10 protein-coding genes are annotated in these 12,492 nt (G+C 71.5%); 4 read left to right on the forward strand and 6 right to left on the reverse strand.

The window, feature by feature from the left end; translation table 11 throughout:
- Positions 1–146 precede the first annotated feature (146 nt).
- Positions 147–635: a MarR family winged helix-turn-helix transcriptional regulator gene (locus tag ACWD3D_RS23965; protein WP_451462867.1), complete on the reverse strand. Its 489-nt coding sequence runs from the start codon at positions 633–635 to the stop codon at positions 147–149.
- A gap of 87 nt (positions 636–722) precedes the next feature.
- On the opposite strand from ACWD3D_RS23965, the gene ACWD3D_RS23970 reads away from it, so the two are divergent.
- On the forward strand, positions 723–1,250 hold the full coding sequence (locus ACWD3D_RS23970; protein WP_451462868.1) for a hypothetical protein: 528 nt from the start codon (positions 723–725) through the stop codon (positions 1,248–1,250).
- 37 nt (positions 1,251–1,287) lie between these two features.
- Here ACWD3D_RS23970 and ACWD3D_RS23975 read toward each other — a convergent pair whose 3' ends face one another.
- The 5 genes from ACWD3D_RS23975 to ACWD3D_RS23995 all read right to left on the reverse strand — a co-directional run bounded on the left by ACWD3D_RS23975 (position 1,288) and on the right by ACWD3D_RS23995 (position 7,404).
- Positions 1,288–2,496, reverse strand: coding sequence for a spore photoproduct lyase family protein (locus tag ACWD3D_RS23975; RefSeq protein ID WP_451462869.1), 1,209 nt, complete (start codon positions 2,494–2,496; stop codon positions 1,288–1,290).
- A 59-nt stretch (positions 2,497–2,555) separates the two neighbouring features.
- A complete protein-coding gene (locus ACWD3D_RS23980) occupies positions 2,556–4,067 on the reverse strand; it encodes a cryptochrome/photolyase family protein (RefSeq protein ID WP_451462870.1) in 1,512 nt (503 codons plus the stop codon).
- Positions 4,068–4,146: 79 nt separating this feature from the next.
- Positions 4,147–5,034: a helix-turn-helix domain-containing protein gene (locus ACWD3D_RS23985; protein WP_451462871.1), complete on the reverse strand. Its 888-nt coding sequence runs from the start codon at positions 5,032–5,034 to the stop codon at positions 4,147–4,149.
- A gap of 140 nt (positions 5,035–5,174) precedes the next feature.
- The gene (locus tag ACWD3D_RS23990; protein WP_451462872.1) at positions 5,175–5,873 is read right to left on the reverse strand and encodes a hypothetical protein; all 699 of its coding nucleotides are present in this window, start codon (positions 5,871–5,873) and stop codon (positions 5,175–5,177) included.
- Positions 5,874–5,937: 64 nt separating this feature from the next.
- A complete protein-coding gene (locus ACWD3D_RS23995) occupies positions 5,938–7,404 on the reverse strand; it encodes an MFS transporter (RefSeq protein WP_451462873.1) in 1,467 nt (488 codons plus the stop codon).
- A 1,144-nt stretch (positions 7,405–8,548) separates the two neighbouring features.
- On the opposite strand from ACWD3D_RS23995, the gene ACWD3D_RS24000 reads away from it, so the two are divergent.
- The 3 genes from ACWD3D_RS24000 to ACWD3D_RS24010 all read left to right on the forward strand — a co-directional run bounded on the left by ACWD3D_RS24000 (position 8,549) and on the right by ACWD3D_RS24010 (position 12,390).
- Positions 8,549–9,961: a family 2B encapsulin nanocompartment shell protein gene (locus ACWD3D_RS24000; protein WP_451462874.1), complete on the forward strand. Its 1,413-nt coding sequence runs from the start codon at positions 8,549–8,551 to the stop codon at positions 9,959–9,961.
- Positions 9,962–10,072: 111 nt separating this feature from the next.
- Positions 10,073–11,482, forward strand: coding sequence for a family 2 encapsulin nanocompartment cargo protein terpene cyclase (locus ACWD3D_RS24005; protein ID WP_451462875.1), 1,410 nt, complete (start codon positions 10,073–10,075; stop codon positions 11,480–11,482).
- Positions 11,483–11,496: 14 nt separating this feature from the next.
- Positions 11,497–12,390, forward strand: a complete 894-nt coding sequence (locus ACWD3D_RS24010) for a geranyl diphosphate 2-C-methyltransferase (RefSeq protein ID WP_451462876.1) — start codon at positions 11,497–11,499, stop codon at positions 12,388–12,390.
- Positions 12,391–12,492 lie beyond the last annotated feature (102 nt).

A 12,492-nucleotide genomic window follows, 5' to 3' on the forward strand; every position in this document is an offset into this window, starting at 1 on the left:
CCTCCCCGGCGATCCCCACCAGAAGGGGTTCGGACCCCAAGCAGGAACGCTCGGCCCGCACACGAACGCGCGTACTGATGACTCCGCCGTCAGCGGGGAAGCACCCCTCGCGCGGCGGCGGGCCCGGTCGCACCGCTCGCACGACGTCAGTCGCGGGTTCGGCCGCGGCGGCGCTCGGCGGACGAGGGGACGAGCGCGCGGAGCCGGTCCCGGACTGCCCCGAGGGCGTCCGCCAGGGCGTCGGACTGCCGGTCGTCCAGCGCCTCGAACATCCCGCGCCGGACGACGTCGAGGTGCCCGGGGAGTACGTTCTCCAGCAGCTCACGACCCTCCGGCGTGATGGCTGCGGTCACCGAGCGCTCGTCGTGGGGTGACGGTTCGCGCCGTATCAGGCCGGCCGACTCCAGCTTTCCGGCCTGGTAGCTCAGCCCGCTGCGACTGTGGATCAGGGTGTCGGCGAGGTCGGTCATCCGCATCCGCCCCTGCGGAGCCTCGGCGAGCCTGGCGAGCAGGAAGAACTGCAGGTAGCTGATGCCGCCGTCCCGCTTGAGCTGCTCCTCCATGAGCATCTGCAGCAGTCCGCCCGCTTCCATCAGGGCGAAGTACGCATCCGTGCGCCTCTCGTCGGCTGACATCGGCCCTCCGGTCGGTTGTTTCCATTCAGAAGCATATTACCTTCGAATATGCTTCCAACTGAAAACACATGTCCGTGCAGCCCGCACATGTCCGTGCAGCCCGCCCCGCACGGACATGGACGGGGCGGTTACCTGCGCGAGATGCCGCCGCTGGAGCCGCCGCACGTGCCCGGCGTCGACCTCTCCGGCACCATTCGCCGCCGTCGGCCCGGACGGGACCGACGGGACCGAGGCACCGCCGTGGCGGGCTTCCTTCCGCTGCACTCCCACGGCGCCTCGGCCGAGTGCGCGCTCGCTCCCGCCGGCATCCTCGCCACCGTCCCCCAGGGCGTCGACCCGGTCGACGTGGCGGCCGTCCCCGGCGTCGCGCTCACCGCCGACCAGGCCACTTCGGGGCACGGCGCCCTGAAGGCAGGGCAGAGCGTCCTCGTCAACGGCGGCGAAAGCGCCGTGGGCGGGTACGCCGTCCAGCTCGCCCACCGGGCGGGCGCGCACGTCACCGCCACCGCGAGCCCGCGCAGCGCCGAGCGGGTACGGGGCCCCGGCGCCGACGAGGTCGCCGGCCGCCGAGCCCGGCCGTGGCGTCGGCGTGGTCCGCATGGCCGTCCGAAGTGACTGAGCGGCGCCGGTGGGCCCCGGTGACTCGACGCCGTCAGAAGGCGTACCTGACACGCATCCAGGGCGCGTGCTCCTCCAGCAGGCCCTGGAGGCGGATCAGGGACCGCCGCTTGATCTCTCGTTCGTAGCGGACGTTGAGCGCGCCGTTCTGCGAGCGCTTGGTCTCCTGGGCCTCGGGCTGCCAGAGCACGTCCTCGGCGCGCGGGTGCCAGCCGAGGTTGACCTCGTGGAGCGCCTGGTTGTGGGTCAGCATGATGATCTCGGCGGCCGCCTGCTCCTTCACCCGGGCGGGCAGCACGTCGTCGAGGTGGGTGAACAGCTCGGCCCAGTCCCGCTGCCAGCCGGGGCGCAGCACGACGGGCGAGAGGTTGAAGTGGACCTCGTAGCCCGCGTCGAGGAAGTCGGCGGCGGCGGCGATCCGTTCGGCGACCGGGCTGGTGCGGATGTCCAGGAGCCGCGCGTCGTCGGGCGGCATGACGGAGAAGCGCACCCGGGTACGGCCCTGCGGGTCGAGCGCGAGCAGGTCGGGGTTGACGAACTTCGTGGCGAAGGAGGCCTTCGCCGTCGGCAGCGTACGGAACGCGGCAATGAGGTCGGCGGTGTTGTCGCAGATCAGGGCGTCCACGGAACAGTCGCCGTTCTCGCCGATGTCGTAGACCCACGAGTGGGGATCGCACTGGTTGGGCTCCGTCTTGGGGCCCCGGGCGCGTACGTGGCGCCGGACGTGGGCCACGATCGCCTCGATGTTGGTGAACAGCGTGATGGGGTTGGCGAAGCCCTTGCGCCGGGGTACGTAGCAGTAGACGCAGGCCATCGCGCACCCGTTGGAGGCGCCGGGTGCGATCCAGTCGGCCGACCTTCCGTTGGGGCGGGTGACGAGGTGCTGTTTGACGCCGAGGACGAGCGTCTCCGTCTTGACGCGTACCCACCGGGCGATGTTGCCGTCGTTGCCGTGGAGGGAGGGGATGCGCCAGTGGGTGTCGACCTCCGTCACGGGCACCCCGGGCAGCCGGGCCATGATCTGCCGGCCGCACGGCGAGTCGAGCGCGGCCGGCTCGGCGTACACCTCCCGCACGTCGAGCATCCGGTGCGCCCGGGGGCTGTCACGGAACGGCTGGGGCACGGCGGACTCCGATGCGGGATCCGGCCATCCGAAGAGCGCCTGTTGCTGGGGCTCCGCCGGGTCGGGATCCTCCGCCGGGTCGGAATCCTCCGCTGCGGGCCGTCCGGAGCGCTGCTCCACGTGCTGCTCCTTCTCGCGTGCGGGCGGCCGACGGCCACCGGATGGGGTGGGTCGCGCTCTCAGTCCCGGCGGTTCCGTTCCTGCTCCAGCAGTTCGTCCAGATCGGTGAGGCGGTCCAGCCCTCGGACCACCTGGCTCATCCGCGCGTTGTGCTCGAACCGGTCACGGTGGCGGTGCAGGAGGTTCCAGTATCCGGCGGTGAAGGGGCAGGCGTCCTCGCCGACCCGCACGGTGGGCTTGTAGCGGCAGGGGCCGCAGAGGTCGCTCATACGGTCGATGTAGGCGCCTCCGGAGGTGTACGGCTTCGTGGTCATCCGGCCCCCGTCCGCGTACTGCGACATGCCCACCACGTTGGGGAGCATGACCCAGTCGTAGCCGTCCACGAAGCTGCGGTGGAACCAGTCGGTGACGGCGCGCGGGTCCCAGCCCCGCTGCAGGGCGAGGCTGCCCAGGATCATCAGGCGCGGAATGTGGTGGGTCCAGCCGGTCTCTTTGACCTGGTCGAGGACGTGCCCGACGCAGTTCGCGCCCGTGCCCCGCGAGGACAGTTCGGTGAACCACTCGGGCAACCGGCCCCGGTGGCGCAGGGTATTGCTCTCCCGGTACTCCGGGCCGAAGTACCAGTAGACGTGCCAGACGAACTCGCGCCATCCCGCGATCTGCCGTACGAAGCCCTCGGCGCTGTTGAGCGGGGCGTCGCCGGACCGCCAGCGCGCCTCGGCCCGTTCGACGCACTCCGCGGGGTCCAGCAGCCCGAGGTTGAGCGACGAGGAGAGCAGGCTGTGGCTCATCGTCCTGTCCTCGGCGAGGACCGCGTCCTCGTACGCGCCGAACGTGGGGAGCCGGTGCTCGGTGAAGCGGCGGAGTGCCGCGAGGGCCTCGCGGCGGGTGGCGGGAAATCTGCGGGGCGCGTCCTCGCCGACGAACCCGACGTCCCCGTCGCGCGCCCAGCGGTCGAGGTCCGCGCGCACCTCGGCGTCGATGTCGCTCTCCCGAGGCCGGTAGGGCGCCGGGACACCGAGCCCACGCGCGCCGCGCGGTGGCGGTTCCCGGTTGTCGTGGTCCAGGTTCCACCGGCCACCGGCCGGCTGGTCGCCCTCCATCAGCAGATCGTGCGTCCGGCGGACCCAGCGGTAGAAGTCCTCCTGGCGGAGGTGTTTCGCGCTGCGGCCGTCCGCCCACTTCCTGAACTCCTCGTGCGTCACGAGGAAACCGCGCGCCGGCAGGACGCGTACGGAGGGCAGGGCGTCCACGAAGGCGCGGGCGGCGTGGGACGTGGGGTGGTGAACGGTCACCGGCCCGTCCCCGACGGCCTCGCGCAGCCCCTCGCGGTAGGTGTCGGCCTTGACGTAGCGCACCCGGTCCCCGAGTTCGGCGGCCCGGTGGCGCATCGCCGACAGGATCAGATGGGCCTTGGCGCGGTGGAACCGTCTGCGCCTGAAGACACTCCTGGCCTCGATCATCAGCAGCGGCGCGTCCCGGTGCGGTCCGCCCCCCGCCGGATCGGTGAAGTGGGGGCCGAGCTGATCGCCGAACAGCCAGTGGGGGGTGGCGGACTCTTCATCGGTCATGCCGGGCGCTCCATCGACGGTCCGTTCTGCCCTGTCCTCGTCCACCGATCAAAGCGCACGCCGGTCCGGGCGGTGTCCCTCACACGCCGGGTACCTCGCCCGGAGACTCCGGTGCCGAGGCGAAAACGGCGGTCCGGTCGGGACGACCGGCCGGGTCGGCGGCGTCGAGGCGGTTGAGCGCCTGGGCGGTGGCGGCGTCCGCCGGCAGGAACGCCTCGACGGCCAGCTCCGCGACGGTCGCGTCGAGCGGCATGCCGAAGGTGGCGATGGTGCAGATCAACGAGAGTTCGGCACCCCTGTACCGCAACCGCAGCGGCAGGGTGAGATCGGTGCCCTCGGCGCGGGACGGCCGGTCCGGTTCCCCGGCCGCCGGGTAGCCCCGCAGCTCCCGCAGCAGCCCGGCCAGCCCCGGTTCCGCGGTCAGCTCGACCCGCCGCTCAAGGCGCAGCAGCAACTGGTCGCGCCATTCGGGGAAGTTCAGGACGCGCGACCGCATCCCCCGGGGGTGCAGCGCGAGCCGCAGCGCGTTGACGGGCGGGCGCAGCAGTTCGGGCGCCGCGTCCTCGGCGAAAAGCGCGAAGCCGCTGTTGCTGAGCACGATGTTCCAGTCGTGGTCGACGACGAGGGCGGGCAGCGGTTGGTGTCCGGTGACGATCTGCCGGAGCGCGTCGCGTACGGGGCGCATGCCGGCAGCGTCCAACGGTGAGTCGGTGCGGACCGGGGCGTACCCGGCGGCCAGCAGGAGCTGGTTCCTCTCGCGCGGTGCCAGCTCCAGGTGCCGGCTCAGGCGCAGCACCATGTCGCGGCTGGGGCTCGACCGGCCGGTCTCCAGGAAGCTGAGGTGGCGGGCGGAGATGTCGGCCCGGATGGCCAGCGCGAGCTGGCTGAGGCCCCGGCGTTCCCGCCACCGGCGCACGAGTGCGCCCACCGGTCGGTGCGGCTGCCGTTCGTCGTGCGCCTCGGTCATCCCCTCACCCTGCATCAGTGCGGGTTCGGAAGACAACCGCGGTACGGATCTCGGGAGATGACGGGACGGGACGTCCGTGGAGGGGCCGCTGCCCGCCCGGGTCCGGGCAGCGGGGCCCGGACGGGCCGCGGGGCCGGGGGTCACCCCTCGTAACCCCTGGTCCGGGTGAAGCGGTGGTGCTCGCGGACCTGTCCCGTACCGTCGCGGAGCAGGAAGTCCACGCCCTCCGCTCCCTGGTCGGCCCTCTCGTCGGCGCTGTCCTCCCGCCACCGGTAGCGGAGCGCGTCGTGCTGCGCGGAGGCGCTGCCCGCCAGGAGCCGCGCGCCGGCGTCCACGAGTGCGGCGGTGATGGAGTGCGGGCCTTCGTGCACTCCGTCGACGTCGACGAGGCGGGCGTCCGGCAGGTAGAGCCGGGCCACGTCCGTCAGCGCCAGGTGGCGCTCCGCCTGCCCGTCGAGTGCTTCCGAAGCCTCCGGGGGCTCGTTGAACTGGTAGTCGGCGGCGATCCGGCCGTCACCGTCCAGCAGCACCACGTCGAAGCCGACTGCGAGCACCTCGTCCTTCCGGTCCTCGGGCGTCATCACCCAGTCGAACGCCAGTGCGCCGTGGTTCCGCATCAGTTCGCCGCCGGACCTGAATCGAAGTGCCCGGCCGCCGACGAACTGGTCGTACGCCTCGGTGACGCGGGCCACCAGTTCCTCGGTACCCCGAAAGCGCCGGGTCGCGGTGAGATGCAGGCCGTCGGGCCGCCACAGGGCCGCCACCGCGGCTCGCCGGACCGCGGGGTCGGGCTCGTTCCAGAGGGCGATGTAGCGTTCCAAAGTCGCGTGCGCGCTCATGCGGGGCTCTCTTCCGGTCGGCCCCGGGGCACGGCAGGCCGCCGCTCCGGGAGGTAGGTGGGGATCACTCGGCGGCGGCGTTCGTGCGGGGCAGGGCCTGCACCAGCAGGGCCAGTGCAGCGGCGACCGCCACCAGGAAGACGATTCCCCTGGTGAAGGCGTGCGGATAGGACGCCGCCACGGGGTTCTCGCCGAGGGCTCCGAAGAAGACGACGCCGATCGCCGCCACGCCGATCGCGTTGCCGATCTGCAGGCCGGTGGTCAGTACGCCGGAGGCGGCCCCGGCGTACTGCGGGCCGACCCGGGCCAGCACCGTGGAGGCCAGGGGTGCGACCGCCAGGCCCATGCCGGCGCCGTCGATCACCAGTCCCGGGACGAGCCAAGCGGTGTTGCCGTCCGTACCGAGCCGGTCGGCGGTGAGGCCGATGACGACCAGGCCGGCGAGCATGAGCAGGGCGCCGACGGCGAGCACCTGACGGCCGAGACGGGCGGCGTACTTCGTGGCGCTCATCGACGTGTGGAGGTACCCGGCGCCGATCGCGGCGAAGAGCAGGCCCGCCTCCAGGGCGGTCAGGCCCCGGCCGTCCTGGAGGTACAGGGCGAGTACGAGGAAGAACGACGCCTGGCCCGTCCAGAAGACCAGCTGAAGGGCGAGACCGACGACGAAGGCGCGGTCACCGAACAAGTCCATGTTCACCAGAGGGGATCCGCCGCGCGCGGCAATCGTCCGCTCCACGGCCACGAACACGGCGAGCAGCACCGCGAACGCGCCGAAGGACACCCAGGTCCACGCCGGCCGGCCCTGCTCCCTGCCTTCCACCAGCGGCAGCACGAGGGCGACCAGGGCGAGGGTGATGAGGGCGACGCCCGCGAGGTCAAGCTTCGGCCGGCCCTCCGCCCGGGCCTCGGGAACCACCTTCAGGGTCAGACCGATGATGAGTGAGCAGAGCGGCACGTTGACCAGGAAGCAGGAGCGCCAGCCCCAGCCGGCGAAGTCGGCCTCGATCAGCAGACCGCCGATCAACTGGCCGAAAACGGCTGCCAGTCCCATGGCCAGGCCGTAGCCGACGAACACCTTGCCCCGGGCCGCCCCGGTGAAGACGGTACTCAGCAGCGCCAGGACCTGGGGGGCGAGCAGGGCCGCGGCCAGCCCCTGGAGGACCCGGGAGAAGACCAGGAAGTCCCCGGTCCGGGCGATGCCGCACAGGAGCGAGGCGACGGTGAACAGGGCCAGGCCCAGCAGGAACATCCTGCGCCGCCCGTAGAGGTCGCCGAGGCGCCCTCCGGTGATCAGCCCGACGCCGTACGCGAGACCGAACCCCGCGACCACCCATTCGACGGCGGCGGAGCTCGCTCCGATGTCGGTCCGCAGCGAGGGGATCGCGACGTTGACGATGAAGAAGTCGAGGGTGGTGATGAAGACACCGGCCAGCACGACCGGCAGGATCAGCCGGTGCGGAACGCCCGGATTCCCGGGCGGCAGGGCGGGCGGTGGGAGCGCCGGGGCGCCGCGGTCGGTCTCGGTGGTCATCGGTCGGACTCCTGATCGTTCACGAGGGGAGGTTCGTCGGCGTTCGCGTCCGGGTGGACGCGGGGCCGAGCGGTTCGCACAGCGTGTCGACGACCCGCAGAGAGGGTCAATTACCCGACGGGTAAGGGTCGTGGCTCCGCAGCCGGGGAACGTCCGGCCGCCCGGAGAGCAGGAGAGGCGGGACACCGGCAGGAGCCGAGCCCTCCCGTCCGGGCCGGCCGCCCGGCGGTCGGCGGTCGGCGGTCGGCCCGAAGGAGTGGGGGGAAATCCGCGCCTCGACAGCGCCGCCCGACTCCGCCCCCTCCTCCCCCGGTCGAAGGAGCGCCCGGTGTCCGTCTCCGGTGCCGTCGGCGCTTTCGCCACGACGGAGGAGAACCACCGGAGCCGCTGCGGACTGCCGTGTGCCGTTCCCGGCCCGTTCAACACCCGCCCTTGGAAGGTTGGTGTGCCACCCGGCCGTGTCCGGAGACGTCGGCGGGCCACGAGCCCGACGCGGTACCCCTCACCGACGGCGGCCATCTGCTGGTGACGCTCGGCCGCCGCGCGAACGCGGTCGCGGTCTACCGGTGCACGAGCCCGCAGAAGCCCGTCCGACCGGCCCCAGGCCGCGCCCGACTTCGCCAACCCCGCGCAGACCGCTTCACCTGGTACCGGACGCGCGACTGGAAACAGCCGTACCCGGGCGAGAGGAGGATCTTCGCTCCCGGGGGACGTGCCCGGCGCCTCCATTCCCTCGGCCGGGTCCGACCGATGAGGGCGCGGCGTCGAAGCCGCTTGTCCGGACCACGGGGTCGCGACCTTCGGGCCGCGGCCCCATGGTCCGTTCGACGCGGGCACACGCGTTCGCCGAACTCCTCCGCGGCGCCTGCCCGCTGCGGCTCGCCCACTCCAATACGCGCCTGAGTAGAGCAGTTGAGACGCCGCAGATGCGGCCGAAACACCTCCGCGCCCGTACAAACATCAGTCGGCGCGTGATCATCGTATCGAGTTAATGTCAGCGGCTTTCCTTGGTCCCGGGGCCGGATCGGCCATTAGTGTCCTCTGCGTCTGGAGGGGTTTCCTTCCACATACCCCCTTTTCCCTCGTGTTGCCCGGTGACGTCCGTATGCCCGCGTCACCGCCCTGACCATGGAGAGCGTGCACGATGACTGTTGACTCGAGCCCGGACGAGCAACTGGCGCTGCCCCGGCAGTCCAGCCTGAGCACGGCGGCTGCCCGCAACCTCGCCAGCACGACCAAGTCCGCCCCGCAGATGCAGGAGATCACCTCCCGCTGGCTGCTGCGCATGCTCCCCTGGGTGGAGACCCAGGGTGGCGCGTACCGGGTGAACCGTCGTCTGTCCTACACCGTCGGCGACGGGACCATCGAGTTCGTCCAGGAGGGCGCCGACGTCCGGGTGATCCCGCGTGAACTCGGTGAACTCGCCTTGCTGCGCGGCTTCGACGACGTCGAGGTGCTGACCGCTCTCGCCGACCGGTGCGTACAGCGCGACTTCCGCGCCGGCGAGACGCTGGTCGAGCGCGGAGCTCCGGCGGACCGGATCCACCTGGTCGCCCACGGCCGCATCAGCCAGACCAGCGTGGGTACGTACGGCGACGAGGTCGCCTTGGACGTACTCGCCGACGGCGACCGGTTCGGTGAGCACGCCCTGCTGGACGAGGACGCCCGGTGGGAGCAGACCGCCACCGCCGAGACGTCCGGCACACTGCTCACCCTGTCACGCTCCGACTTCACGGCCGTGGCGTCCAACGCGCCCGGACTCCTGTCCCACGTCCAGGAGTTCACGTCGCTCTCCGGCCGGCAGCAGAACCATCGGGGTGAGGCGGAGATCGCGATGTCCGCCGGTCACGTCGGCGAACACGAGCTGCCCGGCGCCTTCGTCGACTACGAGTTGAAGCCGCGCGAGTACGAACTCTCCGTCGCCCAGACCATTCTGCGGGTCCACACGAGGGTCGCCGACCTCTACAACGGTCCGATGAACCAGACCAAGGAGCAGCTCAGGCTCACCATCGAGGCGTTGCGGGAGCGCCAGGAGCACGAGCTGATCAACAACCGGGAGTTCGGGCTGCTCCACAACGCCGACTTCAAGCAGCGCCTCCAGCCGCACTCCGGTCCGCCGACCCCGGACGACCTGGACGAACTGCTCTGCCGGCGCCGCGGTTCCAAGTTCTTCCTGGCGCACCCCCGGACGATCGCGGCGATCGGGCGCGGGTTCAACGCGCGGGGGATCTATCCGGACCACGTCGACCTCGGCGGGCAGCAGGTGCCGGCCTGGCGCGGTGTTCCGATCCTCCCGTGCAACAAGATCCCCGTCACGCCGGAGAAGACCAGCTCGATCCTCGTCATGCGTACCGGCGAGGCGAACCAGGGCGTCATCGGCCTGCACCAGACCGGCCTGCCGGACGAGTACGAACCGGGCCTGTCGGTCCGCTTCATGGGCCTCGACGAGAAGGCGATCACGTCCTACCTCGTGAGCACCTACTACTCCGCCGCCATCCTCGTGCCGGACGCGGTGGGCGTGCTGGAGAACGTGCAGATCGCCCACTGGCCCAGGTAGCGGACCCTGCCCGGAAAGGGGCGGCCTGCGACGTTCCCGGATCCCCAGGGACGGTCGCGGGTGCCCCGGAGGGCTTTCGGACAGCCGCCCACCCCACCCGAGGAGCCATGGATGCCAGCGCCCGAGCTGCCTCCGCCACGGTCGAGCCTGCCAGAGGCCGCCGCCCACTTCGGGGCGCACGTACTCGCGTCCGCCGCGGCCCGCGCCCCAGACGTCAAGGCCGCCACCGGCGGCGCACCCGGCGCGCCCTCACCGCCCACCCCGCCCGGGGATTTCGTACCCACCCCGCCTGCGGGTTTCCTACCCGCCCCACCCGCGACCCCCTCGGCCGCGCCGCCGTCACCCGCCACCGCGGGGGCCGGTGCTCCAGCGCCGGACGCCGGTCTGGAGCGCCTTCTGCGCGGCCCCAGCGGCCTGGGCACGGCGGGCCTCCGCCTGATCCTGCGGGAAGCGCCGCCGGCGGCACCCTTGCCGGCACCACTGCTTTCGCCGACGACGCCGGCGGCGGGGGCGGGGGCCGAGGCGGTCGTGGACACGGCGGAGGGGACGCCCGTCCCGGGGCTGTATTACCACCCGGTGGCCGAGCCCGATCCGGAGCGGGTCGAGGAGGTCAGCAGGCGGATCAAGGCCTGGGCCGTGGACGAGGTCAACCTGTTCCCCGACGACTGGGAGAAGGAGTTCGACGGCTTCTCGGTCGGCCGCTACATGGTCGCCTGCCATCCGGACGCGCCCACCGTGGACCACCTCATGCTCGCCACCCGGCTGATGGTGGCCGAGAACGCGGTGGACGACTGCTACTGCGAGGACCACGGCGGCTCGCCCGACGGCCTCGGCGAACGCCTCCTGCTGGCGCACACCGCCCTCGACCCCCTGTACACGACCGAGGAGTACCAGCCGGGGTGGGCCGAATCGCTCGGGGCCGACGCGCCCCGGCGCGCGTACCGCTCCGCCATGGACCACTTCGTCCGGGCGGCCAGTCCCTCCCAGGCGGACCGGCTCCGGCACGACATGGCACGGCTGCACCTGGGGTACCTCGCCGAAGCGGCCTGGGCGCAGCTGGACCACGTACCGGAGGTGTGGGAGTACCTGGCGATGCGCCAGTTCAACAACTTCCGCCCCTGCCCGACGATCACCGACACCGTCGGCGGCTACGAACTGCCGGCGGACCTGCACGCCCGAGCCGCCATGCAGAAGGTCATCGCGCTGGCCGGGAACGCGACGACCATCGTGAACGACCTGTACTCCTACACCAAGGAACTCGACTCCCCCGGACACCACTTGAACCTGCCCGTGGTGATCGCCGAACGCGAGGGCCTCTCCGAACGCGACGCCTATCTGAAGTCGGTCGAGGTGCACAACGACCTCATGCACGACTTCGAGGCCGAGGCCGCGGCTCTGACCGAGGCGTGTCCCTCCCCTCATGTGCAGCGCTTCCTGCGAGGCGTGGCCGCATGGGTCGACGGCAACCACTACTGGCACCGGACCAACACTTTCCGCTACCGACTGCCCGACTTCTGGTAAAGAACGGACCACCTGTGACCCACACCGAACTCACCGCCGCCCCCTCCCTGCGCATCCCCCGGCCGGCGACGACCAGCCCGGCAACGCCGTACCAGGGGGACATCGCCCGCTACTGGGACGGGGAGGCCAGGCCGGTGAACCTGCGCCTCGGCGACGTCGACGGCCTGTACCACCACCACTACGGCATCGGCGACGTGGACCACGCGGCACTCGGCAGCCCCGAGGACAGCGAGAGCGAGAAGAAGCTCGTCGCCGAACTCCACCGGCTGGAGTCGGCGCAGGCCGAGTACCTGCTGGGACACCTCGGCGACATTGGCCGGGACGACACTCTGGTGGACGCGGGCTGCGGTCGCGGCGGCTCGATGGTGATGGCGCACCAGCGCTTCGGCTGCACGGTCGAGGGTGTGACGCTGTCCGCCAAGCAAGCCGAGTTCGCGAACGGCCGTGCCGCGGAGCTGGGTATCCAGGACCGCGTCCGCTCCCGCGTCTGCAACATGCTCGCCACCCCCTTCGAGACCGGGTCGGTCGCGGGCTCCTGGAACAACGAGTCGAGCATGTACGTCGACCTGGAGGACCTCTTCGCCGAGCACTCCCGCGTCCTCAAGGTCGGCGGTCGCTACGTGACCATCACCGGCTGCTGGAACCCGCGTTACGGTCAGCCCTCGAAGTGGGTCTCGCAGATCAACGCGCACTTCGAGTGCAACATCCACTCGCGCCGGGAGTACCTGCGCGCCATGGCCGACAACCGCCTCGTGCCGACGGCCGTCGTCGACCTCACCCCCGACACGCTGCCCTACTGGGAGCTGCGGGCCACGTCCTCGCTGGTCACGGGGATCGAGGACGCGTTCATCAACTCGTACAAGGACGGTTCCTTCCAGTACCTGCTGATCGCGGCGGACCGCGTCTGACCCGTCAGCACCAGCAGCAGCAGCGTCATGGACGCCGGCACCACGATCGGGGCCAAGAGCAAGTCCACCGAGCCCCACGGGGTGTTCACCGGCCGACTGGAG

Source organism: Streptomyces sp. NPDC002690 (assembly GCF_053592415.1).

Excerpts from the sequence above, each read along its gene's own strand:
- ACWD3D_RS23985 (WP_451462871.1), bottom strand. The coding sequence starts at position 5,034 with ATGACCGAGGCGCACGACGAACGGCAGCCGCACCGACCGGTGGGCGCA.
- ACWD3D_RS24005 (WP_451462875.1), top strand. The coding sequence starts at position 10,073 with ATGCCAGCGCCCGAGCTGCCTCCGCCACGGTCGAGCCTGCCAGAGGCC.
- ACWD3D_RS24000 (WP_451462874.1), top strand. The coding sequence starts at position 8,549 with ATGACTGTTGACTCGAGCCCGGACGAGCAACTGGCGCTGCCCCGGCAG.
- ACWD3D_RS23990 (WP_451462872.1), bottom strand. The coding sequence starts at position 5,873 with ATGAGCGCGCACGCGACTTTGGAACGCTACATCGCCCTCTGGAACGAG.
- ACWD3D_RS23980 (WP_451462870.1), bottom strand. The coding sequence starts at position 4,067 with ATGACCGATGAAGAGTCCGCCACCCCCCACTGGCTGTTCGGCGATCAG.
- ACWD3D_RS23970 (WP_451462868.1), top strand. The coding sequence starts at position 723 with ATGTCCGTGCAGCCCGCCCCGCACGGACATGGACGGGGCGGTTACCTG.
- ACWD3D_RS23995 (WP_451462873.1), bottom strand. The coding sequence starts at position 7,404 with ATGACCACCGAGACCGACCGCGGCGCCCCGGCGCTCCCACCGCCCGCC.
- ACWD3D_RS23965 (WP_451462867.1), bottom strand. The coding sequence starts at position 635 with ATGTCAGCCGACGAGAGGCGCACGGATGCGTACTTCGCCCTGATGGAA.